Source organism: Ectobacillus sp. OTK (genome assembly GCF_059698935.1).
Map to the genome: position 1 here is coordinate 2,351,810 of NZ_AP048547.1, position 24,730 is coordinate 2,376,539.

Sequence of the window (24,730 nt, forward strand, 5' to 3'; positions counted from 1 at the left end):
GATGTTTTTTTATTAAGGAACTTTGGGAATTCCTACGTCTTCTTCATTAATAGTAGGCTGTTCTTGTGTTGCCGGTGGATTTGTACTGTTACCGTTTGTATTATCATTATTGGTGTTGCTTCCATTGTTGTTACCAGTCTCAGTGTTTCCAGTATTCCCGTTATTTCCATTGTTAGTGCCGGTATTCTCGTTGTTAGAAGCATTATTGTTTGGCGTAGTAGCTTCTTCCTGCTTTTTATTGGAAACGGCAGCACTTGGAACAACAACTGTTATAGTAGCTGCGCTGCTAGTTTTTCCTCTTGATGTTGCAGTAACAGAGAATGTGTAGCGTCCTCCAGCCTTTGCATTACCCAGTGTAAGTGTGACATCCTTTGTATTTGTTTTAATTGGAGTACTTTGCCCGCCATTAAGTGAATAATTCACATTAAAGGTTGCATTCTGTATTTTATCCTGCGGGTATGACCACGACAGAGTAATCTCGTTTTTCGCTTGATTATATTTCGCTTGTAATCCGCTTGGTGTATCTACTTTTACTGGAACATAGTCGCTCATTTCGCCCTTTACATAAAGCTCGTTGTCATCCCTGCGGACAACACTTGATGGCTGTGCAAATGCGGAAGTATCGTCTCCGAATTGCCTCATCATTTCTTTGAAAATATATTTTGCTATGTTCTGCGTGTTACCAACCATATAATTTCCTGGGCCATTTTTGGTGTAGCCGGTCCAAACAGACATCGTATATTGCGGCGTGTAGCCGACAAACCAACTGTCGCTTGTTGCGTTGCCTGGATAGCCATACTTCGCGATTACGTTGTCTTCAAAGTTTGTTGTTCCCGTCTTTCCAGCCACGTCAAGGTTTGGAATATTAGCAGCCGTACCTGTACCAGAGTCTACAACTGTGCGAAGCATATCAGTCACCATATAAGCCGTATAGTCACTCATTGCGCGCTGCGGCTTTGGCTCAAAGCTCATTTCTTTGCCATCTGGAAATACGATTTTACGAATAAAGTGGGGCTTTGTATACACACCATCATTTGCAAACGCGCCATATGCTCCGGCCATCTCCAGCGGATTCACTGCATTACTTCCAATCGCATATGATTCGTATACAACCCCTTTGTCAAATGTAATGCCGAGTCCTTCTGCAAATGTTCGAGCCTTTTCTAATCCAACTTCCTTCAACGTATTTAATGCCGGAATATTGTATGACCATTGCAGGGCTGTACGAATGGATATAGCTCCTTTGTAGTCATTATTCCAGTTTTTAATCGGCGTTCCGTTTGAATATGTTGTTGGTGCATCCATTACGATGTGAGAAGTAGCCCACTTGAAATTTTCAATTGCCGGACCGTAATCAAAAATTGGTTTAAATGTTGAACCGGGCTGTCGATTCATATCAATCGCGAAGTTGCTGCCGCGGAACGTCGCTTTATACTCTTTGCGGCCGCTGCCAATCGCGCGTACTTCTCCTGTATTTGTATCCATAAATACAAATGCTGCTTGAAAACGATCATTCGGGTAGTTAATAATGTCCTCTGTATCCAGTAGTTTATCAGCATAATCTTGTTGTTTCGTATCAAGCGTTGTGTAGATTTGTAAGCCGTCTGTGCTAATATCAACATCCTTGAGTTGACTTTCTACTTCCTTAACGGCTGCATCAAGAAATGCTTGATATGGCATTGGGTTATTCTGGCGCGGAAGCACGCCTTCTGTTACAGGCACCTTCATTGCATCATCCATTTGCTGCTTTGTAATAAAGTTTTGCTTATACATAGCAGCTAAAACGATATCACGTCGTTTTTTGGCATTTTCTGCATTTTCAGGATTAGACGGGTCGTATATACTTGGACCTTGTGGAAGGCCTGCGAGCATTGCTGCCTGAGGGAGTGTTAAATCCTTCAGGTTGTCAATACCATAATATGCCTTGGCTGCTGCGGCTACACCGTATGCTTGGTTACCAAGGAAGATTTTGTTCATATACATTTCTAAAATCTCATGCTTAGAGTATTTTTGCTCAAGTTTATAAGCTAAATACCATTCTTGTACTTTACGCTCAAGGGTCTTTTTTGGTGACAGGAAGTAATTTTTGATAACTTGCTGTGTAATTGTACTGCCTCCCTGAGAACCGAATCCCTCTGTTACGTTTTCGAAAATAGCTTTAGCTGTACGCTTTATGTCAATGCCATGGTGTTCGTAAAAGCGCGAATCCTCGGTTGCTAAAAAGGCATCCTCCAACACTTTTGGAATTTGGTCGTACGTAATTTTTGTGCGTTTTTGTGAACCATATTCATGAAGAAAAACATTGTTTCGATCATAAAATTTTGTCGAGAGCGGGTCTGCTAATTTCGACTCGTCGATCTTCGGAGCATCCTTTACCATGGCAAAGAAAGTGGAAACCCCGGCTCCGAGAACGACAATGCCGGTAAGCAAGCAGGCGATTAAAAACTTTTTCAAGAACGACCCTTTTTTCTTCGGTTTTCCCGATTTCTTCGGTTTTTCCGATGTTTGTCCTTCTTGTTTTTTTCTTTCTGCTTGTTTTCGTTCTTCGCGAGAACGATATGTGTCTGACATTATTCTTTCTCCTACCTTTCACCTTTCCAAGAAATGTCGAAAAATGAGCCTTATTGTTGACTTTATCACGAAAAATACAGCGTGTCTAGTACGTGAAGGTAATCGATTGGCGGGCGATAACCGTACTTAATTAGGTATCCTTGCGTTTCAATTTCCTGCTTTGTTACTGACTTTCGTCCACCATTCATTTGCCTGTCCCAGTATTCAATCATATGCTTTGCATCAAGGAAATAGATTTCATTATGAAATGTGAACTTAATAATTACAAAGGCAATGCCCCCGTGCCGCAGTATTTGTTTCATATGTTCGATTTGATGCAGATGCAAATTTTGCAGGGGGAAACTCGTTTTGTTTTTTGTTTCCTTTGCTTCAAAATCGATATACTTCCCTTTGTATACACCATTGTAGTCTGTCGTAGAAGGCTGTTTAAAATATGCTTCTCGTACTACTGCTGCGCTTCGCTGTGGATAATCTACCCTTACGATCTGCAGCGGGGTCGGTTTTTTATGTATACAGGCAATACCGTTTACGGAATAGTATTCGTTTGTTTCGTTCAGTTCTTCTTCCAAGGACATTCCTCTGTTACTATAAGTATGTTTCTTTACGTAGGGATTATGAATCTCCTGTTCGCTTGCATAGGGCTTACCGTTCGGATAACGGATGGACATCATGTACTCACTCCAGACAAAAATCACTTACAAAGGTGATTATATCAAAAAAAATAGGAGAATAGACTATAAAGTTTTCATAGAAAAGGTAAAGAATAGAAATGAGGTGGGAAAAATGGAGATCATTCGAGCGAAATATGAGCAAATAAGCAAGCGAAGGCAAGAAATAGTATATACAGAGCAAGAAAAAAGGTTGATTAAAGAAATAAAGAGAGGCACTATTCTTGAAAACAGAGATAATATTTCACGCACACATGCATATAAGGAGTATTATTTGCGGAATTGTGAGATTCGTTGGTCTTTCTTAGCAAGTATGGTATCACGTAATGCAGGGTGGAATATGACAGATTTAGAAGGAAAGTATTATCCGAAAATATTAACTGAACAGATGCGAAAGCAATTATTTTTAACATATGAACGTGCGAACTGGTATATTTTTTCTGATGCTTACCCGCAGCTGTTAGTATATGAAAAGAGCAAACAGGCTGGAAAACCACTGTTTCATCTCCTGCGAGCTTTTTCTGTATCTGTCTTTATGGAGGCTGAGTGGGAACGCTATTGGTGCGGGCAGGACGGCAGCCGGCTTATGACAGCACTTATTATAAATGAGCAAAATATGATTCAGCAGCCTGTTATCGAATATCCATTTTTTCAAAAGCACGTGTTTCATTCGCTCCTTTTTAAGGTGCAGGAACTATTTCATTTTAGTGCTGTGCTGTTTCCGACCATTCGCGGGAGATTATACGGTTTTTCTGTACATAGCTTTGAAAGGCTTTCAAAACGTGTTGAACTTGGGAAGCAGTTAGCGTGGCTTTTGTTTCATCCAAAGTATCAAGAGGAATTTCAGCGATTTTCTGATGAAACCGTCCATACAGGTTCGCGTATGGACTATGAGCAATATTTCCCTTTTGCTAAGGAGCAGGATACCCCTTATTTACGTGATGTATTTCCAGTAATTCCGCACCAAAGACATGAGGGGAGCGATTGGTACCATGCAGATGTAGATTTGGAGAGTTTATTTTCCTTTGAACCGCCTAAACAGCCGTTTGATATAACGGACTGGTTTGTGGTAAAGCAAAGGCAGCTGCATGTATTGGTCGATGTACAAAAATTTTTTTAATGAAGGAGAAAAAACGCTTTCTTTGCCGAATGAAAACTAGTTTTGTCAGACAGGAAGGGAGGGAAAATAGGGGCGTCGAAATAGACGAACATGAAAGCAATGAAGGAGGTTTTATAATGAAGATAGTTCCGATGGATGACGTTTTGAATGGGATGGATCGTCTGCTGAGCGCTCTTGATTTGCTGGAAATGAATGTAACGCTACGTGTGAATCATGCTGTTAAATATAAAGAGGATGAGGTAATGGATGATATAGAGGTTGTGAACATGCATTTGACGCATTTGGATTCTAAGCTTGAGCATCATTTAGAGAAGGGGAGCTGGCTGCATAAGCTAGAGACGCTGGCAGTCATATAATATAGAATAGAGGTAATATATGCTGGTAGAACTGACGAAACAGCTGCTGTATTGGAATGAGCAGACATATCGAGTATTTGCTCAGGAAACAAAGGATGCAGATTTTCAGGAGGAAATTCTGCCCTTTGTAGAAAAGGTGGATCGGGTGCTAGAGGAGTGGAAGCTCGCAGCGGAATCTTGGGTTAAGGAGGAACGACCTAAGCACATACATCTTTTACAAATCGAGCAGGTATACGAGAATATAAAAGTAAATGCTGTGGAGTGTTTTGGAACTGCAAAGCCAAGACGTTTTAAGGAAAGACATAAAGCTATAGAGTATGTGCTATGTGGTATTTTAACGCACAGACATATGTAAAAAGCAGCAGGACGCGGTACTTGCTGCTTTTTTATTTTATACTTTAAGAATGAAAAATGAGAGGTTTCCCTCTCAATTAAGCGTTTTTTTGCACAATGCCCTCTTCTACAAGGTAATCTGGCTTTCTTGCACCAATTGCTTCAAGTTCACGAATTAAATTTCGATACTGTAAAATGCAAATTTCTCCCATTAAATAGCGTTGCTGCACAAAATCGAGTAATTCATTTGAATCCTCTGGCTCATATTGCCTCATCCCAACAAAGATCGTGCGCAATTCCCCTAATGTCATCCCCATTTCCCCCTTGAGAAGAAATCACTTTTTACATCTTTATCGTAGCATAAAAAAAAGCGGTTTCACCGATTTCTAAAAATTTAAACTTCCGACAAGAATAGACAGATTGTAAGGGAATTGCGGCTACACATCTACCCTTGTTTCTTCATATTCTAATGTGTAGACATCGATAAAGAGGAGGGGATTCTATTGTTTCCAAACCAACCTATGCATACAGACGTACGAAATCCGTACATGATGTACAATATGTATCCGTTTGAGCCGTATTACGGAACACAGTCCAATTATTTTCAGCCATTTCAGCTTTCCTTTATGAATGGGATGAGCCAGCCACCCTTTTACCCAGCGCAGTCTCCTATTCTGCCGCAAATGAATCCGTATACGATGTATCCGGCAACAAACAAACAAAACTATAAAAAGCAGTCAAAAGGGCAAGCTGCAGGCGTGATGTCGCAATTTAAAACAGCAGATGGCAACTATGATATTAACAAAATGATGAATACTGCAGGGCAAGTGATGAACGCGATGAATCAGGTCACAGGGCTCGTTAAACAAGTTGGAGGATTTTTTGGAAGATAAACAAGTATCACTGTTAAGGGTATTGTCTAGCTTCCACGACCCGCTCTCGTCTTCAGAATCACCTCCCCCGCAAAAGGCAAACAGGACCACCTTGTATGTCGGAGAAGTTTCTTCTACAGAAGCAAAGACGGTTGCAGGCGCTTTCTCAGAAGATAAGAAAGTATTTCTTTTGAGAGCTGGGTTGTCTGTCCTGCTTCCGCCGTCTGCTCCCTTGCGTAAAATAAACCTCCTCCGAACTGCGCGTTTTGTGCGAGGGTTGTTTTACTACGGGAGTAAAAGCAGGCCATGTTGCTTTTTATATTTTTCTTTCTTTATAAGATGCGGAATAAATATTCTGAAAAATAAGAATTTATTTATGTGCTATAAAATGGTTGTCTCTCCTTTCGATAGGTTTTAAAATTAGGAATGACTTTGTTTGTATTATTATGAAGTATGGAGAGGGAGACCGTGAAAAAGGCAATTCTGTATATGTTCTTTGCGATGATTACGTTAACTTTTTTAGTATTTACGAGCTTTAAGCATGTTTTGTACACGATTTTCTCATGAAATAGGTATTTGTAATAGTCATGTACCACTCCTCTGTCATATTGTAAAGTGTAAATTCATTCTCAATGATGGAGAGGAGAAAAACTATGTTTTGTAAGCCTTGTTTTGGAGGACCTAATTTTGTGGCGCCAGCAGCAACAGGTCCGGTTTTTACAGCACCTCCAGTGGTGCATCCAACAAAATATTGTGATACACACACATTTTCTACAACAGTAGTTCCACACATTCATCCAACACACAACACTTTGGTTAACCATCAAATGATTCAAAATCAACACTATTTCCCACAAACGCAATCTGTGTTGAACACTGTTTCCCAAACTGATGTTCCAGGATATGGTCCCGTGCCGCAAGTAGCCGGTGCAATGACAGGCCCTTCCCCTTATGGTCCTGGTCCTTACGGCGGTTATCCATCGCCGATGGTGGCCGGCGCAATGACAGGTCCAATGGGAGCTCCTGGAATGATGGGTCCTGGAATGATGGGTCCTGGAATGCCTGGGATGGTAGCAGGAGCTGCGGCAGGACCTGCAGCTGCGAATGCAAACCCAATGGTTGGCGGAATGTTTAAAAAATAAGTTGTAAGAACCGGTTATGGTGCCGGTTCTTTTTTTATAAAATGAGGATGCGTATTCTTTTGAAACAGGGCTTAGCTTTTGCGGTGACAGCAGTATTGCGGAACAGCAGCTGCATTGCAATATGCATTTTCGAGGGCTCCGCATGTTTCCGATTTTTATGATATGCTACAAATGGGTGATGTAATGCGTATTGTAACAGTGACAGGATATAAACCGTTTGAAATAGGAATATTCTCCAAGGATCATCCTGCCGTGTCTTACATAAAAAAAGCTATCTTGAGGCAATTGACTGCTTTTTTGGAGGAAGGCTTAGAGTGGGTGCTGATCAGCGGACAGCTTGGCGTAGAGCTATGGGCAGCCGAGGTTGTATTTGAACTGCAGATGGAGTATCCGGATTTAAAGCTGGCGGTGTTTACTCCGTTTCTTGAACAAGAAGAAAAGTGGAATGAAGCCAACAAGGAGTACTATGAGTTCATTCTAGCGCAAGCTGATCATGTTGATAGTATTACGAAGCGAAAGTATGAAAGTCCACAGCAATTTCGTTTGAAAAATCTGTTTTTGATTGAAAAAAGTGATGCTTTACTAGCTGTATACGATGAAGAAAAAGAAGGAAGTCCAAAATTTTTGGTTGAGTTAGCAAAAAGAAGAGTAGAGCAGGGAGAATATGCGTATTACCCTATCGGTTTTTCTGATTTGCAGCTTTTAATGGATGAGGAACAGTGGAGCAGAGAGTAATGCATTTGTAGTTCGTATTGACAAAATACCGTCTTTTGTGAAAAAATTTAAGTGTTGAAAGTTATGGTAAAGATTTGAGGTGAAGGAAATGCTTTCCGATAAACTGAAATTAACAGCAAAGGATATTTTAGAAAAAGAGTTTAAAACAGGTCTTCGTGGTTATCAACAGGAGGAAGTTGATAAGTTTTTAGATTTGATTATTAAGGATTATGAAACCTTTCATAAGGAAATTGAGGGATTGCAACAGGAAAATGCTCGTTTAAAGCGAATGATGGATGAGCAAAAGACAAAGCAGCCTGCTCCATCAATGCAGCAGCCAATCTACACAAGCGCAAATACGGATATTTTAAAAAGATTATCCAATTTGGAAAAGGCTGTATTTGGAAGTAAGCTATATGAATAAATGAATATCGGTACAATCTGTGAAAACTTACATATAAAATATTGCATCATGCGTCGTTTTTTATTATACTCAGATGTATCGTAACGTTTGGGTGATTGCTGCAACGTGTGTTGTAGAGGAAAGTCCATGCTCGCACGGCCTGAGATGGTCGTAGTGTTCGTGCCTAGCGAAGTCATAAGCTAGGGTAGTCTGAAAAGGCTAACGGCAGGGAAAGAACCTAAGTCCTGCGGGATATGGTTTGAATACTTTGAAAGTGCCACAGTGACGGAGTCCCGAAAGAAATGCCGGGAGTGGAACGCGGTAAACCCCACGAGCGAGAAACCCAAATTATGGTAGGGGCACCTTTCCTAAGGAAATGAACGAGGGGAAAGGACAGGCAAGTTGTCTGTAGATAGATAATCGCCACCGGAGTACGAGGCGGGAGCCACTTGCAGTACGATGGTACAGAACATGGCTTACAGAACGTTATGAACCAGTAACTAAAGAAAACAGCTCTCCTTTGTGAAGGGGAGCTTTTTGCTTGTACATAAAACTGTATGACTTTCATACTAGCGAGTTAAAATGGTAAAGAAAGCTACTGTTGTTAGGAGAATGAAAATGGGCAAATTAACATTGATTGCGACGGCGGCGATGGGACTTGAGGCGCTTGTTGCAAAGGAAGTGCGGAATCTTGGTTACGAGTGTCAAGTTGATAACGGAAAGGTGACCTTTCAGGCAGATGCAGATGCCATTTGCCGTACGAATCTATGGCTGCGAACAGCAGACCGAGTGAAAATTCAAGTTGGGGAATTTAAAGCCACTACATTTGACGAACTATTTGAGAAAACAAAAGCGCTGAACTGGGGACAGTACATACCGGAAAATGCGGAATTTCCTGTCATTGGAAAGTCGATAAAATCGAAGCTATTTAGCGTCCCAGACTGTCAGAGCATTGTGAAAAAAGCGGTGGTAGAGAAGCTGCGCAGTACATACAAACGTACAACATGGTTTGAAGAAACAGGACCGTTATATCGTATTGAAGTAGCTCTTTTAAAGGATATTGCAACGATTACGCTTGATACAAGCGGTGCCGGCCTTCATAAACGAGGCTATCGTGTAGCACAAGGAGAGGCTCCGCTAAAGGAAACATTAGCAGCGTCGCTTGTTATGTTGACAAACTGGAAGCCAGACCGTCCATTCGTTGACCCGTTTTGCGGGTCTGGCACAATTGCGCTTGAAGCGGCTCTTATCGGTCAGAATATTGCGCCAGGCTTTAATCGTGAATTTGCATCCGATGGCTGGGAGTGGATTGGGAGAGATAGATGGCGCCGTGCCCGAGAGGAAGCGGAGGATTTGGCACGCTACGACCAAAAGCTTCATATTATTGGTTCTGACATTGATCACCGTATGGTACAAATCGCAAAGGATAATGCAGAGGAAATTGGTCTTGCTGACTTAGTTACATTTAAACAAATGCAGGTAAAAGATTTTACGACAAAAGAGGAATACGGCTATGTTGTAACGAATCCTCCATATGGAGAGCGTTTAAGTGAAAAGCCGCTGGTTGAAAAGCTATATGCAGAAATGGGCACAGTATTCCGCGCAATGGATACTTGGTCAATTTATGTACTCACGAGCTATCCAGAGTTTGAAAAGTGGTACGGAGCCGAAGCTTCCAAAAAAAGAAAACTATTTAACGGATTTATTCGAACAGACTATTATCAATATTTTGGCAAAAGACCACCGCGTCCGCAGTTGTAGCAGGGAAATGGGACGAGTGCTGAAGTAGCATGAATAAACATTCTTTAGAGCACATATACTATTTATTATGTAAACTGCTCTAAAGGAGGATCGGAAGATGACAAGGAATTTTCCGGAGTTTGATATTATTCAAAGAGCGATTCACCGGACGTACCATATGCTTGAAAATGATGAATCTGCTAGTATGGCAGTCGATGGCTTGCGGGCGGCACAAGAACAATACTTGTTGGCGCTGTCTCATAAAACATTAATTGATACGAATTACTTAAAAGCGATGATGGAGTAAAAAGTTTTCCTTTTCGGAAAACTTTTTACGTTTTTGCAGTTATCGTGTGCTGGAGGAGAATATTTTGACGAGAGAAAAACTGCCGTTTGAAGTAGGAAAGCAAGATAATTTTTATGACAAATTGAATGAATGGATCGGTGACGTGTTTTATGACATATTACCGGATGCCGGCTTTGAACTGCGCGACGAGCAAATTTTTATGGCATTTCAGCTGGACCGCGCGTTTCGAGAGAAAAAGGTTATGTTTTCTGAAGCAGGGGTTGGAACGGGAAAAACGATTGTGTACCTGCTATATGCGATTTGTTACGCACGCTATACAGGAAAACCGGCTATTATTGCCTGTGCGGACGAAACTTTAATTGAACAGCTCGTAAAAGAAGAGGGAGATATTGCAAAGCTTTCCCGCGCGCTTGATCTACAGGTTGATGTTCGTCTTGCAAAATCAATGGACAATTATTTGTGCTTGAAGAAGCTAGATGATGTGATGAGCGGTGCTGCGTCTGAGGAGATTGAGGACTTATATTATGAGCTGCCTGAATTTGTTTTTGATCATGGCACGCTGCAAACATTTCATCATTATGGCGACCGCAAGGAATATCCATCCTTAAGCGATGAACAGTGGTCACAAATTTCGTGGGACTATTTTCAAGATTGCTTTGCGTGCGAGAAGCGTCACCGCTGTGGACAAACATTATCTCGTGAGCATTACCGAAAAGCTGCGGATATTATTATTTGCTCACAAGATTTTTATATGGAGCATGTATGGACATACGAGGCACGAAAGCGCGAGGGGCAGCTTCCTCTCTTGCCAGAAGGCAGCTGTGTTGTATTTGATGAAGGGCATTTGGTAGAGTATGCAGCACAAAAGGCGCTTACATATCGATTGAAGCAAAGTATGATGGAGGAATTGCTATCTAGACTGCTTCAAAATGATATTCGTGAGGAGTTTGCTCAGCTAATCGAAGATGCGATTTGGCAATCGGAGCAGTTTTTTCATGCAATTAAGGATGCTGCCAAGGAAGTGCCGGGATCAGATCGATTGGAAATTGCCATCACAAATGAGGTGCGCAAAGAGGGAGAGCGCCTCTACCGAAAAGTGCAGGAAATTGGTGATGCGCTCGTGTTTGAAAGTGAACTGTATACAATTGAAGAATATGATTTAAAGATTGCGGACGAGCATCTCGATATTTTAGATCATTCCTTGAAGCTGTTTTTGCATGAGAGAAATGTAATTTCCTGGGCGGAAGAGGGAGACGGAGTACTTACGCTCGTTATTATGCCGCGTGCGGTAGAGGAAGTGCTTCGGGAAAAGGTATTTTCTAAGCAAATTCCATTCATTTTTTCATCTGCTACATTATCGGAGAATGGATCGTTTTCGTTTATAGCAAGCAGCCTAGGAGTACAGGATTATCTTTCATTTTCTGTGGCATCGCCGTTTGATTATGAAGAGCAAATGAAGGTATATTTGCCGACGTACAGTATAGATGAATTGTTTGAGAAAAAGGTTGCATATACACTTGGAGAAATCGAAAGGCTGCAGGGGCGAACGCTCATTTTATTCCGAACAAAGCAAGAGCTTGCGGAATTTAAACAGTGCATGCAAGGAACGGACTTACAAATACCGTTTTTATATGAAGGAGATCAAGAAATTAGCCGTCTTGTGTCACAATTTCAAAATGAAGAAGAAACAGTTCTTTGCGCCGTTCATTTATGGGAAGGTCTCGATATTCCGGGAGCGTCACTGTCACATGTCATGATTTGGTCGCTGCCGTTTCCTCCGAACGATCCGGTATTTGAGGCAAAGCGAAAGCATGCATCTGATTCATTTGCGCAGGTGGACTTGCCTTACATGATTTTACGTTTGCGTCAAGGTATCGGCCGCTTGATCCGTACGAGCGAGGACAACGGCTATGTCTCTATTTTCTTGACAGAGGGTGAGGACCCGAAGGTGGCGGATGCTGTATTCAGCTCTTTGCCTGTGCAAGGTGAAATCATCCGCTAACTGCAACAATAAGAGTGTGTTAGACAAGAAGGGAAGAGGAGGTTTAGGCATGACAATTGTTACATATGAAGCGGAGAAAAGATTTTTGGATTATGTAAAAAAGATGATGAATTATGAAGAAGCGCTGAATGTAATGTTTTGGGATTTGCGCACTGGAGCTCCAAAAGACGGTGTAGAGCAGCGTTCAGAGGTAATCAGCCAGCTGTCGACCGATGTATTTAACATGTCTATATCCGATGAGATGGCGGGCTATTTAGAGAAGTTGGAACGTTTGGCAGCGGATGGGAAGCTTTCTGAAAAGACGAAGAAAACGGTAGAGGAATGCCGGAAAGAATATGACCGCAATACAAAAATTCCGGAAGCAGAATATACAGCATACGTGAAGCTGCAAGCGAAGTCTGAGAGCATATGGGAAACGGCAAAGGCAGAATCGAATTTCGAGATGTTTCGGCCGTATCTAGAGGAAATTGTCGCGTATAAAAAGAAGTTCATTTCCTATTGGGGTTATGAGGAAAATCGCTATAATGTGCTCCTTGATATGTATGAGCCGGGAATGACTGTAGATGTGCTGGATCGTGTATTTGGTGAATTGCGTGAGCGTATTGTGCCGCTCGTTAAGCAAATTTCCTCATCTGGCAAGCGGCTTAAAACGGAGCCGTTAACGAAGCATTTTCCAAAGGAGCAGCAGCGTGCTCTCAGTCTTGAGTTGCTGCGGCAGCTCGATTATAACTTTGACGCAGGGCGTTTAGATGAAACAGTGCATCCGTTTGCGATTACATTGAATCCAGGTGACGTACGCATCACAACAAAATATGATGAGTCTGATTTCCGTACAGCTGTATTTGGAACTATTCATGAATGCGGTCATGCTGTATACGAGCAAAATATTTCAAAGAACTTAATTGGCACACCGCTATGTGACGGAACATCTATGGGTATTCATGAATCACAATCGTTATTCTTTGAGAATTTCATTGGTCGCAATAAACAGTTTTGGAAAAAGAACTACGATGTACTGAAGCGATATGCAAATGGACAATTTGATGAGGTAACGCTTGACGAGTTTTATGATGCGATTAACGAAGCGAAGCCATCATTGATTCGCATCGAGGCAGATGAATTAACATATGCACTTCACATTATGGTTCGGTACGAAATAGAAAAAAACTTGTTTGACGGCAGCTTAGAAGTGAAGGATTTGCCGCGCGTCTGGAATGAGAAGATGGAAGAGTATCTAGGGATTCGTCCGCAGAGTGATGCGACCGGCGTTCTGCAGGATGTGCATTGGTCCGGAGGAGATTTCGGGTACTTTCCGTCATATGCGCTCGGTTACATGTATGCGGCGCAGTTTAAACATGCAATGTTGAAGGATATTCCGAACTTCGACCAATTGTTGCTTGACGGAAATATCGCACCTATTCGCAGATGGTTGACAGAGCACATTCATCAGTACGGAAAACTAAAGAAGCCCCTTGAGATCTTACAGGATGTAACAGGGGAAGGATTGAATGCAGTTTATCTAGCAACATACTTAGAAGATAAATATAAAAGCATTTACAATATATCATAAGAAAAGAACTTTCTATTATTGGAATTGTGAAAAAATGTGAAGAACCGGTGGGGATAAGCTGCTTTTCAGGTAATTAACCAACGTATCATGCATTCCCTCCTTGTAGTTAGAAAGGAAAGATAAGAAAATTCGGAAAAACTTTCTTTTGTGGTCTTAAATGGGGTTTGGAAATTCATGTTTAGTATTTAAGGCGAACAAAAAATCATATTTTTTTCTAATTGTACGCTTTTTGTTTGAAAAATCCTTTTCAAAAGTAAAAAATGCATGTATAATCCGAGTATAAAATTACATAACGAAACTCATATAATCGCAGAAATATGGTCTGCAAGTTTCTACCTAGTCACCGTAAATGACTTGACTATGAGTGAGGATGGATTATAGATAGCACTTTATGTATTTACATGTATGATTTGCTGGAGCTCCAAAAGTATTCCCTCACTTATAGATGGGTGCTTTTGGAGCTTTTTTATGTGCAGCAAAGGGAGGAAACAGCATGAAGGTATTGGAAGAGAAAATACGAGAAGAAGGAAAAGTATTGTCAGAGGGTGTTTTAAAGGTGGATGCCTTTTTAAATCATCAAATAGATCCGCTTTTGATGGTTCAAATCGGCAAAGAATTTGCCGGCCGTTTTCAGGATGATCACGTCACAAAGATTGTAACACTTGAGTCATCAGGTATTGCTCCAGCGCTAACGACGGCCCTAGAGCTGGGGGTTAAAGTTGTGTTTGCAAGAAAACGAAAATCGCTCACGCTGACAGATCACGTTCATGTAGCTCAGGTGTACTCCTTTACAAAGCAGGAAACAAACGAGGTGTCGATATCAAAGGAGCATTTGTCTAAGGATGACCGTGTCCTAATTATTGATGACTTTTTAGCAAATGGACAGGCGGCGCTCGGATTACTGGAGCTTGTACAGCAAGCGGGAGCTTCTGTAGTTGGTATCGGTATTGTGATTGAAAAATCGTTTCAGGAAGGGCGAAATAAGCTTGAAGCAGCTGGCGTCCGTGTTGAATCGCTAGCGAGAATCGCAGCGCTTGAGGGTGGAGAAGTTACATTTTTAGAATATACAGCAGGAGGAACAACGTTATGAAGCAACATCCATTTCAAATCTTCTCACTTGGAATTCAACATATGCTGGCTATGTATGCTGGTGCTGTTGTTGTTCCGCTTATTGTAGGCGGGGCGCTTGGCTTAAGTCAAACAGAGCTAACATATCTTGTATCTATCGACTTGCTTATGTGTGGGATTGCGACTATTCTGCAAGCTTTAAGCAATCGCTTTTTCGGTATCGGTCTCCCTGTTGTACTTGGCTGTACATTTACTGCAGTAGGGCCAATGATTGCGGTCGGCAAGCAGTATGGCGTTTCTGCCGTGTACGGCTCGATTATCGCAGCTGGTTTATTTATCGTGTTATTGGCTGGCTTTTTTGGAAAGCTGATCAAATTGTTTCCGCCAGTTGTAACAGGCTCGGTTGTTACAATCATTGGCGTCACGCTTGTTCCGGTTGCCATTAATGATATGGCAGGCGGCGTGGGAAGCAAGGATTTCGGCAGCTTAGAAAATTTAGCTCTTTCATTTGGCGTTCTTGTATTTATCATTTTCGTGTACCGTCTGTTTACAGGATTTATTCGCGCGATTGCTATTTTACTTGGACTTATTTTTGGTACCATCGCAGCTTCCTTTATGGGAAAAGTGAATTTTCAGGCAGTCACACAGGCGGATTGGATGCATCTTCCGAAGATCTTTTATTTTGGTACACCAACCTTTGAATTAACACCGATTCTAACAATGATTCTTGTTGCTTGCGTCGGAATTGTAGAGGCAACAGGTGTATATTTTGCCTTATCTGATATTTGCGGCAAACGGCTAGAAGAAAAGGATTTATCAAAAGGATATCGTGCGGAAGGAATTGCGATTATTTTAGGCGGCTTATTTAACGCTTTTCCGTATACAACATATTCGCAAAACGTTGGCCTTGTACAATTATCAGGCATGAAAAACCGCGTGGTTATTTATACGTGCGGCGGTATGCTTATCGTGCTAGGTTTTATTCCAAAAATCGCTGCTCTGACAACGATTATCCCAACCCCAGTTCTTGGAGGAGCTATGCTTGCGATGTTCGGTATGGTCATGGCATATGGCATGAAAATGCTCGGCAAGGCAGATTTCGCTAAGCAGGAAAACCTGTTAATCGTAGCTTGTTCAGTCGGAATGGGATTAGGGATTACTGTTGTTCCAACTTTATTTTCACAGCTTCCGGAAAGTGTTCGTATTTTGACGGACAACGGCATTGTGCTAGGAAGCTTAACGGCAGTTGTATTAAATGCAGTCTTCAATCTTGTTCCTGCCAAAGCTGTAAAGCAAAGTAAAGTGGCGGGGAAAAAGGCTGAAATCGCTTAGTAATTCCTGGGGAGGAATTTTCACTGTGAGTATCCAACGTTTTGTTATGGAAAAAATGATAATATGTTGATGAAAAATTAGTGATGCTAATAAACGGAGATTACTGTGTTTTCGTTAAGTAATGATTTCTTTTTACTGTCATTAAAATAGCTGTGATTAGGTAAAGAAGAGATGTTAAACTAAAGATTCTAAAAATACTAGGCATCAAACTTAATTACAGTAAGGCTTGTTGCGACTCTGGTGACATGGGAAGGGGAAACCTTCCCTTTTTATTTTTCTCTTGCTAGCTTCTCTCTGTCTGCAGCCATTGGAGGTTGTTCAAGCCAACCTTCGCTAATCATTATGTTTGCTCCGTCTTCTGCGTATTTTAGGGTTTCGATTAATAAACGTGAAAAGTCTATAACTAAGTCGCTTCTTTGACTTTGGGAAATGGACATTCCGTAGTTGCCTATACCAGTATCACTCATGAAGGAAAAGTGGAACATCATTAATTTATCTGAAAAAGGGGCTTCTGTTGTATCTTCTATTTCATGACCATGTGACGCAGGAGCAGGGAGGTCAGCGTTCTTCAAATAAGAACTGAACACATCAATATGTTTCTTTGCTATGTCTCTTCCTCTTAGCATATACTCACGAACCTTTTCAGAACTCGCTGTTTGGGCGAATGCAGTTCCTAATGCTGCTACAAGTACGGAAGTCTCAAGATTGTTGCAAAGGTTTGTAACTTCGAGTCCAGTAAGTGGGCGGTTCTTCCCTAGAAAATCAAACAGAAATGCTTGCTTGTGAATGAATGCAACTTGCTTTGGTTTTGGAATTTGAGGAGGACGAGAAGCGAGTCCTTTCTCTAATAGCATCTGAATTGTTTCTGCGTTTAATTCAACAATGGACGTAAGCATTTTTGAATAAAAAGAAAGAATGTCATTTCGGTAAATGCTAGGCAAAACAGACGAGTTAACCATGAGCCCTGCTTTAGTCATTTTTTTCACATAGTGCAGACAGAAGGAGTCTGAAAATAGACGTTTTGCTTTTAGGTTAACGTCTTCATCCGTGAAACCTTGAGGAACAGGTATGTTTTCCTGTGTAAAAATGCCTTGTATAGTTTTAATATGTTGTTGAGATAAGTCTAAGGCGTGTTCCACAACCTGTCTAATTTCTTTGTCTTCAATGATTTCTCGGAAATACTTGAGTATACAAATGGACATACTATCAGCGACATAGGTACTCCATAAGCATGACATTTCAGCTGATGTTAGTGGAATATTGTGTTGCTTCATGTTAAACCTACCTCTCTTTTGCTTTTTTGAGTGCAGAGGTAGGTTTCCCTTTTGTATTTAAAGGAATTCAGCTATGAGTTAAAAAAACAAAGATCGCTAAAATGGGATGTTTAAAATGTGTACCGATTATCTTGGGAAGAATACTTTTACAAAGGGATAAGAGGCCGTTTTTGTGAAGAATGAAAAAATCACCGATTAGCTTCCGGTGATTTTTTCATACAGTCATTTTTTCTTGTGCATTGCTTTTTTTCCGTATATACCGAGACGCCATACGTATTCAAAAGGTCCATGTCGAAAGCGGGACAGCCACCATTTGCTCCAAAGGATTTGCAGACTATACAATGCTATACAGAATACGAGGCCTGTGAGCAGTGATAGCTTAGGGCTATTAGGAACAAAAGCTCCAAATAAGACGACGGTACAAATCGTTTGTGTAAGATAGTTTGTAAATGCCATGCGCCCCGTGTATTGAAGAGGCTGAAGAATCTGCTGCCAAGTTCTATGCTGCATAAGCCGTGCAAGAGTAACTATATAGAAGATGAACAACGTTTTTCCGCTCAGCAGCACATAGATATAAATCTTTGCAGAATTGTATGCGTCTGTGTAAGCGTAATAGCGTACGATCATATACCAGCTTGGCAGAGTGAGGAGAATTGCAATGATCTGCAGCCTGCGAAGCGGCTGATCCCATTCTTTAGCTCGATAAAATAAGCGAATCTTACCAGCAAACAATCCGAGCAGAAACAGTCCTAATGTTTCAGGTACATAGAGCAGATTTAATGCTATATTGTCTCCTGAAAATCGCTTCCATCTGTTTGCAGTCTGCTCTGTCCAATCCTGAAGAGGATTTACTCCTTTTATTTCATGTACCGTACTAATAGAAGTATCAATAAAAGCAAATACAAGAAGCATGAGAAGTTGAAATAGCGCCAGCAGCAAAATAGCCCAAATCAAAATTGTTTTAGGATTCCGTTTGTAAAAAAATAGGAGAAGTAGTCCTGAGAGGGCATAGCTATGAAGAATATCTCCGCTCCACAGCAAAACATAATGCAAGGTGCCGAATAGAAATAAAAAGACAAGACGGCGGAAGAAGAGAAACCTCGGCTGCTGTGTTTTTTCTATAGCATTCGTTATAAAGATGAAGAAGCCAAGACCAAAGAGAAAGGAAAAGATCGTATAAAACTTTGTTTGAATGAATAGGTCGTATATAAGCCGAACAAATGCATCAGCCCCCATATATGTTTTTGTTCCATCAAGTGTTTCGATTCCAACGATTGAGGGCCAATTTACAAGAAAAATGCCAAATACCGCAAATCCTCGAATCACATCTAGCGTCTGGATTCGTTTTGTTTCATTTGCCTCGATACCCACTTTATCACTCCTTGCCAGTTGCTTTCTCCATTATAGAAGGAGAGGAAGAAAGAAATCCATCTTCACCTAGCGGCATTTCCAATTTTTTTTACTGTTAACATGAGGAGAGTGCGTTATAATAAAAATGCACAACAGTTTGAAACCACTCCTTTCAAACAAGGCAGTTCAAATGGAAGCCCCTTATGTAAAGGGGCTTTTTTCATATCAATGCATAGTTTAGCAAATGGCGGGGAAGTTATAGACAATTAGACAACATGGAGTGGGAATTTGTGCCGAAAATTGTTTCAGTCGGAATTTGTAAGCCGCCATACAGTATGACGCAGGAAACAGTAGTTACCTTTGCAAAAGAGATGTTTAACGGGGCATTTCAAGATATTCACCGGCTGCTGCAGGTGTTTCAAAATGGTCAAATTGAGACGAGGCATTTTGCTAAAGATTTGTCATGGTTTGAGCATGAGCATTCTTGGGAAGAGAAAAATAATGCTTATATAGAATGCGCTGCTTTGCTGGGGGTAAAGGCCATACAGGCGTGCTTGCAAAATCATACATTTTTGCGTCGATATGTGAAGGAGAAGGAAGTAGATGCTTTTTTCTTTATTTCATCTACGGGTCTAGCTACACCTACAATTGACGTGAAAATTATGAATATGCTGTCGTTTTCCCCGCATACGAAGCGTATTCCGATTTGGGGTCTCGGCTGTGCTGGCGGTGCTTCCGGTTTGGCGCGGGCGCTTGAGTATTGTAAAGCGTTTCCGCACGCGAAGGTAATTGTTCTTGCAGTAGAGCTTTGCAGTCTTACTTTTCAGCGCCATGATGTATCGAAAAGCAACCTCATTGGAACATCGCTGTTTGCGGACGGGGCCGCCTGCATTCTTGTTGCGGGAGACGAGGCGGACGTATGCTCCTTATCTCTCCTTCCTGTTTTGCCGGCTTACCTAGATGCTCAGTCTACTTTATTAAAAGATTCGGAGGATGTTATGGGGTGGGATGTGAAAAATGAAGGCTTGTATGTTGTGTTTTCAAAACATATCCCGACATTAATTAAAACGTGGCTTAGACCGAATATAGAGCCATTTTTAACTAAGCAGGGACTAACACTTTCTGATATCGCACATTTCATCGCGCATCCAGGAGGCAAGAAAGTGTTGGAAGCATATCAAGAGGCGTTGAATATGTCTGTACAGAAAACAGAGGTGTCACTCGATGTATTAAAGAAAAACGGCAATATGTCATCGGCTACTGTCTTCTATGTGCTAGAACAATATATGCAGCGTGTGAGGCAGGCGGGGGAAATAGGGATGATTGCCGCCTTAGGCCCAGGGTTTAGCTCTGAGCTAATACTTGTGCGCTGGGAGGGCATACAGTGACATTTTTTTCTTTTTTTGTATTTTTAGTTGTGCAGCGTCTCTCGGAGCTGCTGTTGGCAAGGCGAAATGAACGGCAGATGAAAAGGAGAGGAGCGCTTGAGTTTGGGAGGAGGCATTATAAGTATATTGTGCTGCTTCATGTGTCATTTTTAGCCTCAATATTTGTAGAGGTTGTCTTTTTCAAAAAAACACCTTCTCCTATGTGGCCTGTACTGCTCATTCTTTTTATCGGTACACAGCTCCTTCGGATTTGGGCGATCACCTCTCTTGGGATATACTGGAATACAAAGATCCTCGTTTTGCCTGATAGCGAGCTTGTTCCAAAGGGACCGTATAAGTTTATGCGCCATCCGAATTACATAGTCGTCATGCTGGAGTTTTTGCTCGTTCCGCTTTTGTTTCAAGCTTATATGACTGCCATTGTGTGCAGTATGCTGAATGTGCTTGTGCTCTCAATCCGCATTCGTGAGGAAGAGCGGGCACTGCAGGAGTTAACAAACTATAAACATTCATTTCAAAATATTTCGCGATTTATTCCATAAATGTATATTGATAATCATTCTCTACCGTGCTACAATGCAAATAAAGATGATAATCATTATCAAGATAGGTGTGGTGAAAACGATGGTATATGCTTTTATAGCAGGTACAATTGCTTTGTATACAGTATTAGCGAAAGTAGTATTAAATAAGGCGGCAGGAGAAGCATAATGAATGTAGTATTATAAAAATCCCTTTCATATGAGCAAAATGAAAGGGATTTTTTATTTTTATACTGTGAAGAGAGTGAAAATTTAGTAAGATAAGAATGGTTACATCTTTGGATAAAGGGGAACGTGGAAGATGATTGAAATTTTGCCTGTCAGTTCATTGCAGCCGCTTCTTTTTCTGTACGAAACGTGGAAAGAAAAGGGAGATGTCCAGCATAGCATGAAGCTGCTAGATGTTATTCGGAAGTACGGAGAGCAGGAGTTTATGATTGCATTTTGCGGGCATTTTTCTGCCGGCAAGTCAACGATGATGAATTATTTGTACGGTCAGGAGCTGCTGCCGACAAGTCCAATTCCGACGAGTGCGAACGTTGTTCAAATCCAAAAGGGAAGAGACCGTGTTGTAATAACGCTCCAATCAGGAGAGAAGCATTCGTATGAAGGGATGTATACGGATACACAGTTAAAGCAGCTATGCAAAAACGGTGACGAAGTAATCGGTGTACATATTTATCGGCATGATGCTCCGCTGCCGGAAGGAGTCATACTCGTCGATACACCGGGAATCGATTCCACCGATGATGCACACAAGCTTGCAACTGAATCCACTCTTCATTTAGCAGATGTAATCTTCTATATGATGGACTATAATCATGTACAGTCAGAAGTGAATCTGCAGTTCGTAAAGGAATTAAAGCAGCGAAACAAGCGTGTTTACTTAATTGTGAATCAAATTGACAAACATAAGGAAGAAGAGCTTTCGTTTGCTTCATATCGCCAGAGCGTGGGGGAGGCTTTTGCTAATTGGAATATTGAGACGGACGGGATTTACTATACATCGCTGCGTAGGCAGGACCACGCTGAGAATGAGCTGCCCGAGCTTAAGAAGCTGTTAGAATCGCTTGTTGCACAAAGAACAATGTATATGCAAGAAAGTATGCAAAACGAAACAGAGTATTTGCTTAAGGAGCATGTACGCTTTATCGTCAAACGAGCGGAGGAAGAAACGGAACCGCTTCGACGTTCGTTGTCTGAAGGACCGTCCTCGCGTGCGGAGATTAATGCTAATTTACAGCGATTGTATGCAGAGAGGGAAGAGGCAGAGCGAAAGGAATCCGCTGTTAGAAATGCTTTTACAAAGGAAATCGAGCAGATTTTGCACAACGCATATTTAATGCCGTATGAAGTGCGGGATTTGGCGGAGCGCTATTTGGAGACAGAGCTGTCCAGCTTTAAGGTTGGGTTTTTCTTTTCGAAATCGAAAACAAAAAAAGAAAAGGAAGACCGCTTACATGCATTTTATGAGAAGCTGAAAGGAATTGTAGAGACGCAGCTTGATTTTCATGTAAAAGAGCAGATACTGTCATTTTTGAAAATGGAGAACTTATATTCAGAGACCTTGGCGCAAGAGGTGTATCAGTTACAGGTTTCGTTTGAGCCGGCGTTGTTAACGTCTGCTGTAAAACAAGGAGCCGGATTGACCGGCGATTATGTATTAAATTACACCAATGATGTGGCGCAAGCATTGAAGAAGATATATCGTGATGCAGCGAATACATTTTTTGAAGGGCAGCTCCCATTGATAAGGGAGCATGTGCAGCAGGAATTAACGAAGCTGCATAAAGATATTCAGCAATACGAGCAGTATAAGGCGGCGTGGGAGCAAGCTGCTGTTACTGATGAGGATATAAAACAATATGAACAGCTGCTGGATAACGTTTGGAACGGAAATATAGAGGTGCATTCAAATATTCGGCTCAAGGACATAATGAGCAGGGAACAGGAAATTACAGCTGATAAACCGATGGTATTTGAAGAGGTGGAGCCGCATGCTGAAGCAGAGCAAGAACTATCTGTAGTGGATACAGAGATTACAGCGGAAGAACGCATTCAGACAATTCTTGCTTCTGTGAAGCGTGCGGAGGAAGCTATTCGACCAATTAGCACACTTCGTCATGTATATGATGAAATTGTTGAAAAACGAAACCGGATTGAAACGAAGCGATTTACTGTAGCATTGTTCGGTGCTTTTAGTGCCGGGAAGTCGTCGTTTGCTAACGCGCTGCTCGGTGAGAAGGTGCTTCCTGTTTCACCTAATCCAACAACGGCAACGATTAATAAAATTTTGCCGACCACTGCTGAATATCCACATGGTATGGTGTTGATACAGCTTAAGTCGAAGGAAACGCTTCTGCAAGATTTACAGGAGATTTATAAGCTATTTGGAAAACATGCAGCAACAATTGAAGAAGGGGTTACACGCATTGAGGAATTGCTGCAGCATTCGTCTCCGAGCGGACGCCAAAAAACAACATTTAGCTTTCTGCGGGCGCTGCAAAGGGGATATAGCGCGTTTCAAGATCAGCTTGGTCAAATGATACGCACCACGTTTGAAGAATTTAGCGAATACGTGGCAAATGAAGAAAAATCGTGCTTTGTCGAATATATGGAGCTCTATTACGATTGTGAGTTTACGCGGAAGGGTATCACACTTGTTGATACACCGGGGGCAGATTCTGTGAATGCTCGCCATACAGATGTCGCGTTTCAGTATATTAAAAATGCTGATGCCATTTTGTTTGTAACATATTACAATCATGTATTTTCCAAAGCCGACCGCGAATTCTTAATTCAACTCGGCCGTGTAAAGGATTCCTTTGCGATGGATAAAATGTTTTTCTTAATTAATGCTGCCGATCTTGCAAAGTCCGCAGAGGAGCTGCAAACGGTCAAGCATTACATCGCCGATCAGCTGCTGCAGTATGGTATTCGTCATCCGCGTCTGTTTGCTTTATCGAGCTTGTTTGCGCTCGATGAAAAGAAGGGATGTTCTGCTCTGGAGGGTCAGTATGGTATTTTGCAGCAATCGGGTATGTCGGCATTTGAATCGGCGTTCACGTCCTTCACACTGCGCGATTTAATGACTGTATCTTTAACATCGCTTAAAGCTTCCGTAGAAGGAGCAAACAGCTTGCTCGCAAATATTATTGCTAACGCTCTTGAAGGGAACGAACAAAAGGAAGCAAAGAAAAAACGTTATGAAGAAGAGCGGCTGCATATTTCAAAGGAAATGTCTGCTTATAGTGTCTTAACGGTGGAGAAAGCACTTGAAAAGGAAGTGCGTGAATTGTTGTTTTATGTTAAGCAGCGTGTCTTTTTTCGTTATCAAGATGTGTTTACCGAAATCTTTAACCCGGCTGTTCTCCGCACTGACGGAGGCGATATGAAGCAAAGGCTGCTTGAATGCACGAGCGAGTTAACTGATTTTCTTAAGCACGATTTGCTGCAGGAAATGCGAGCAACCTCGCTTCGCCTTGAAAAATGGATGAATGAAAAGCTTCTTTTTTCTCAAGGGGAGCTGCAAAAAAAATGCTTATTATATAATGAAGAGCTTCCATTCGTTCCAATCGAAGGCGTTTCCTATACGTCTGCTATGCATATTGAGCCATTTACTGAGCTTGATTTACAGCAGTTCAAAAAAGCGTGGAGCATTTTTAAAAATGCAAAAAGCTTTTTCGAGCATAATGATAAGGCTCGTATGCAGGAAGAAATGAAAAAGGTGTTAGAGCCGCTTGTTTCGTCCTATATAGAAGCAGAGCAGCAACTGCTTGGTCGTCACTACGAAAATGAATGGCGACGTGCGTGGGGGCATGCCAAACGAAATATGGAGGAGCAGGCGATGCAATATTATGCGGGTGTGTTGTCTGCGCTATCCGAGCAAATTGATGTTTCAGTATACAAATCGGTAAAGCATGCAGTACAATGCTCAATAGAGGATGTGAAGCAGGAGCTATCTGTCCTGTAATACAT

General features: G+C 41.6%; 22 protein-coding genes, 1 other RNA gene and 1 riboswitch. Of the genes, 18 read left to right on the forward strand and 5 right to left on the reverse strand.

Features of this window, described 5'->3' with window-relative positions:
- Positions 1-12 precede the first annotated feature (12 nt).
- The gene (locus AC6HZ4_RS11500; RefSeq protein WP_497495136.1) at positions 13-2,571 is read right to left on the reverse strand and encodes a PBP1A family penicillin-binding protein; all 2,559 of its coding nucleotides are present in this window, start codon (positions 2,569-2,571) and stop codon (positions 13-15) included.
- A gap of 65 nt (positions 2,572-2,636) precedes the next feature.
- Positions 2,637-3,239: a Holliday junction resolvase RecU gene (gene recU / locus AC6HZ4_RS11505; protein WP_497495674.1), complete on the reverse strand. Its 603-nt coding sequence runs from the start codon at positions 3,237-3,239 to the stop codon at positions 2,637-2,639.
- A gap of 115 nt (positions 3,240-3,354) precedes the next feature.
- On the opposite strand from recU, the gene AC6HZ4_RS11510 reads away from it, so the two are divergent.
- The 3 genes from AC6HZ4_RS11510 (at position 3,355) to AC6HZ4_RS11520 (ending at position 5,070) form a co-directional block, all read left to right on the forward strand.
- Positions 3,355-4,359, forward strand: coding sequence for a DUF2515 domain-containing protein (locus AC6HZ4_RS11510; protein ID WP_497495137.1), 1,005 nt, complete (start codon positions 3,355-3,357; stop codon positions 4,357-4,359).
- A 116-nt stretch (positions 4,360-4,475) separates the two neighbouring features.
- Positions 4,476-4,715, forward strand: a complete 240-nt coding sequence (locus AC6HZ4_RS11515; protein WP_497495138.1) for a hypothetical protein — start codon at positions 4,476-4,478, stop codon at positions 4,713-4,715.
- A 19-nt stretch (positions 4,716-4,734) separates the two neighbouring features.
- Positions 4,735-5,070 (forward strand): YppE family protein, encoded by a 336-nt coding sequence (locus tag AC6HZ4_RS11520; RefSeq protein ID WP_497495139.1) that lies wholly within the window; start codon positions 4,735-4,737, stop codon positions 5,068-5,070.
- A 76-nt stretch (positions 5,071-5,146) separates the two neighbouring features.
- Here AC6HZ4_RS11520 and AC6HZ4_RS11525 read toward each other — a convergent pair whose 3' ends face one another.
- Complete coding sequence (locus AC6HZ4_RS11525) at positions 5,147-5,359, reverse strand: YppF family protein (RefSeq protein ID WP_497495140.1); 213 nt, start codon at positions 5,357-5,359, stop codon at positions 5,147-5,149.
- A gap of 210 nt (positions 5,360-5,569) precedes the next feature.
- On the opposite strand from AC6HZ4_RS11525, the gene AC6HZ4_RS11530 reads away from it, so the two are divergent.
- From AC6HZ4_RS11530 to pbuX, 11 genes are all read left to right on the forward strand, one after another.
- On the forward strand, positions 5,570-5,941 hold the full coding sequence (locus tag AC6HZ4_RS11530) for a YppG family protein (protein ID WP_497495675.1): 372 nt from the start codon (positions 5,570-5,572) through the stop codon (positions 5,939-5,941).
- A 668-nt stretch (positions 5,942-6,609) separates the two neighbouring features.
- The gene (locus tag AC6HZ4_RS11535) at positions 6,610-7,062 is read left to right on the forward strand and encodes a CotD family spore coat protein (protein WP_497495141.1); all 453 of its coding nucleotides are present in this window, start codon (positions 6,610-6,612) and stop codon (positions 7,060-7,062) included.
- A 183-nt stretch (positions 7,063-7,245) separates the two neighbouring features.
- The gene (locus tag AC6HZ4_RS11540) at positions 7,246-7,797 is read left to right on the forward strand and encodes an SLOG family protein (protein WP_497495142.1); all 552 of its coding nucleotides are present in this window, start codon (positions 7,246-7,248) and stop codon (positions 7,795-7,797) included.
- Positions 7,798-7,885: 88 nt separating this feature from the next.
- Positions 7,886-8,200 carry a cell division regulator GpsB gene (gene gpsB / locus AC6HZ4_RS11545; protein WP_497495143.1) on the forward strand — a complete coding sequence of 105 codons (315 nt, stop codon included), beginning with the start codon at positions 7,886-7,888 and terminating at the stop codon, positions 8,198-8,200.
- Between the two features lie 83 nt (positions 8,201-8,283).
- An RNA gene (gene rnpB / locus AC6HZ4_RS11550) (RNase P RNA component class B) lies at positions 8,284-8,663 on the forward strand.
- A gap of 134 nt (positions 8,664-8,797) precedes the next feature.
- On the forward strand, positions 8,798-9,940 hold the full coding sequence (locus AC6HZ4_RS11555; protein WP_497495144.1) for a THUMP domain-containing class I SAM-dependent RNA methyltransferase: 1,143 nt from the start codon (positions 8,798-8,800) through the stop codon (positions 9,938-9,940).
- A gap of 97 nt (positions 9,941-10,037) precedes the next feature.
- Positions 10,038-10,226: a DUF3921 family protein gene (locus tag AC6HZ4_RS11560; RefSeq protein WP_497495146.1), complete on the forward strand. Its 189-nt coding sequence runs from the start codon at positions 10,038-10,040 to the stop codon at positions 10,224-10,226.
- 61 nt (positions 10,227-10,287) lie between these two features.
- Positions 10,288-12,228: an ATP-dependent DNA helicase gene (locus tag AC6HZ4_RS11565; protein ID WP_497495676.1), complete on the forward strand. Its 1,941-nt coding sequence runs from the start codon at positions 10,288-10,290 to the stop codon at positions 12,226-12,228.
- A 49-nt stretch (positions 12,229-12,277) separates the two neighbouring features.
- Positions 12,278-13,798 (forward strand): carboxypeptidase M32, encoded by a 1,521-nt coding sequence (locus AC6HZ4_RS11570; protein WP_497495148.1) that lies wholly within the window; start codon positions 12,278-12,280, stop codon positions 13,796-13,798.
- 279 nt (positions 13,799-14,077) lie between these two features.
- A riboswitch (purine riboswitch) is annotated at positions 14,078-14,179 on the forward strand.
- Positions 14,180-14,291: 112 nt separating this feature from the next.
- A complete protein-coding gene (locus tag AC6HZ4_RS11575) occupies positions 14,292-14,888 on the forward strand; it encodes a xanthine phosphoribosyltransferase (protein WP_497495149.1) in 597 nt (198 codons plus the stop codon).
- A complete protein-coding gene (pbuX, locus tag AC6HZ4_RS11580) occupies positions 14,885-16,198 on the forward strand; it encodes a xanthine permease PbuX (RefSeq protein ID WP_497495150.1) in 1,314 nt (437 codons plus the stop codon). The genes AC6HZ4_RS11575 and pbuX overlap by 4 nt, the downstream gene beginning before the upstream one ends.
- Positions 16,199-16,467: 269 nt before the next feature.
- Here pbuX and AC6HZ4_RS11585 read toward each other — a convergent pair whose 3' ends face one another.
- Positions 16,468-17,472, reverse strand: coding sequence for a DUF3231 family protein (locus AC6HZ4_RS11585; RefSeq protein WP_497495151.1), 1,005 nt, complete (start codon positions 17,470-17,472; stop codon positions 16,468-16,470).
- A gap of 222 nt (positions 17,473-17,694) precedes the next feature.
- Entirely contained in the window at positions 17,695-18,843 is a 1,149-nt protein-coding gene (locus AC6HZ4_RS11590) for a DUF418 domain-containing protein (protein WP_497495152.1), read from the reverse strand.
- A gap of 269 nt (positions 18,844-19,112) precedes the next feature.
- On the opposite strand from AC6HZ4_RS11590, the gene AC6HZ4_RS11595 reads away from it, so the two are divergent.
- The 4 genes from AC6HZ4_RS11595 (at position 19,113) to AC6HZ4_RS11610 (ending at position 24,725) form a co-directional block, all read left to right on the forward strand.
- Positions 19,113-20,210 carry a type III polyketide synthase gene (locus tag AC6HZ4_RS11595; RefSeq protein WP_497495154.1) on the forward strand — a complete coding sequence of 366 codons (1,098 nt, stop codon included), beginning with the start codon at positions 19,113-19,115 and terminating at the stop codon, positions 20,208-20,210.
- A complete protein-coding gene (locus AC6HZ4_RS11600) occupies positions 20,207-20,752 on the forward strand; it encodes an isoprenylcysteine carboxyl methyltransferase family protein (protein ID WP_497495155.1) in 546 nt (181 codons plus the stop codon). The genes AC6HZ4_RS11595 and AC6HZ4_RS11600 overlap by 4 nt, the downstream gene beginning before the upstream one ends.
- A 46-nt stretch (positions 20,753-20,798) precedes the next feature.
- On the forward strand, positions 20,799-20,921 hold the full coding sequence (locus tag AC6HZ4_RS11605; protein WP_497495855.1) for a hypothetical protein: 123 nt from the start codon (positions 20,799-20,801) through the stop codon (positions 20,919-20,921).
- Between the two features lie 132 nt (positions 20,922-21,053).
- Positions 21,054-24,725 carry a dynamin family protein gene (locus tag AC6HZ4_RS11610; RefSeq protein ID WP_497495157.1) on the forward strand — a complete coding sequence of 1,224 codons (3,672 nt, stop codon included), beginning with the start codon at positions 21,054-21,056 and terminating at the stop codon, positions 24,723-24,725.
- The last annotated feature ends 5 nt before the right edge of the window (positions 24,726-24,730 follow it).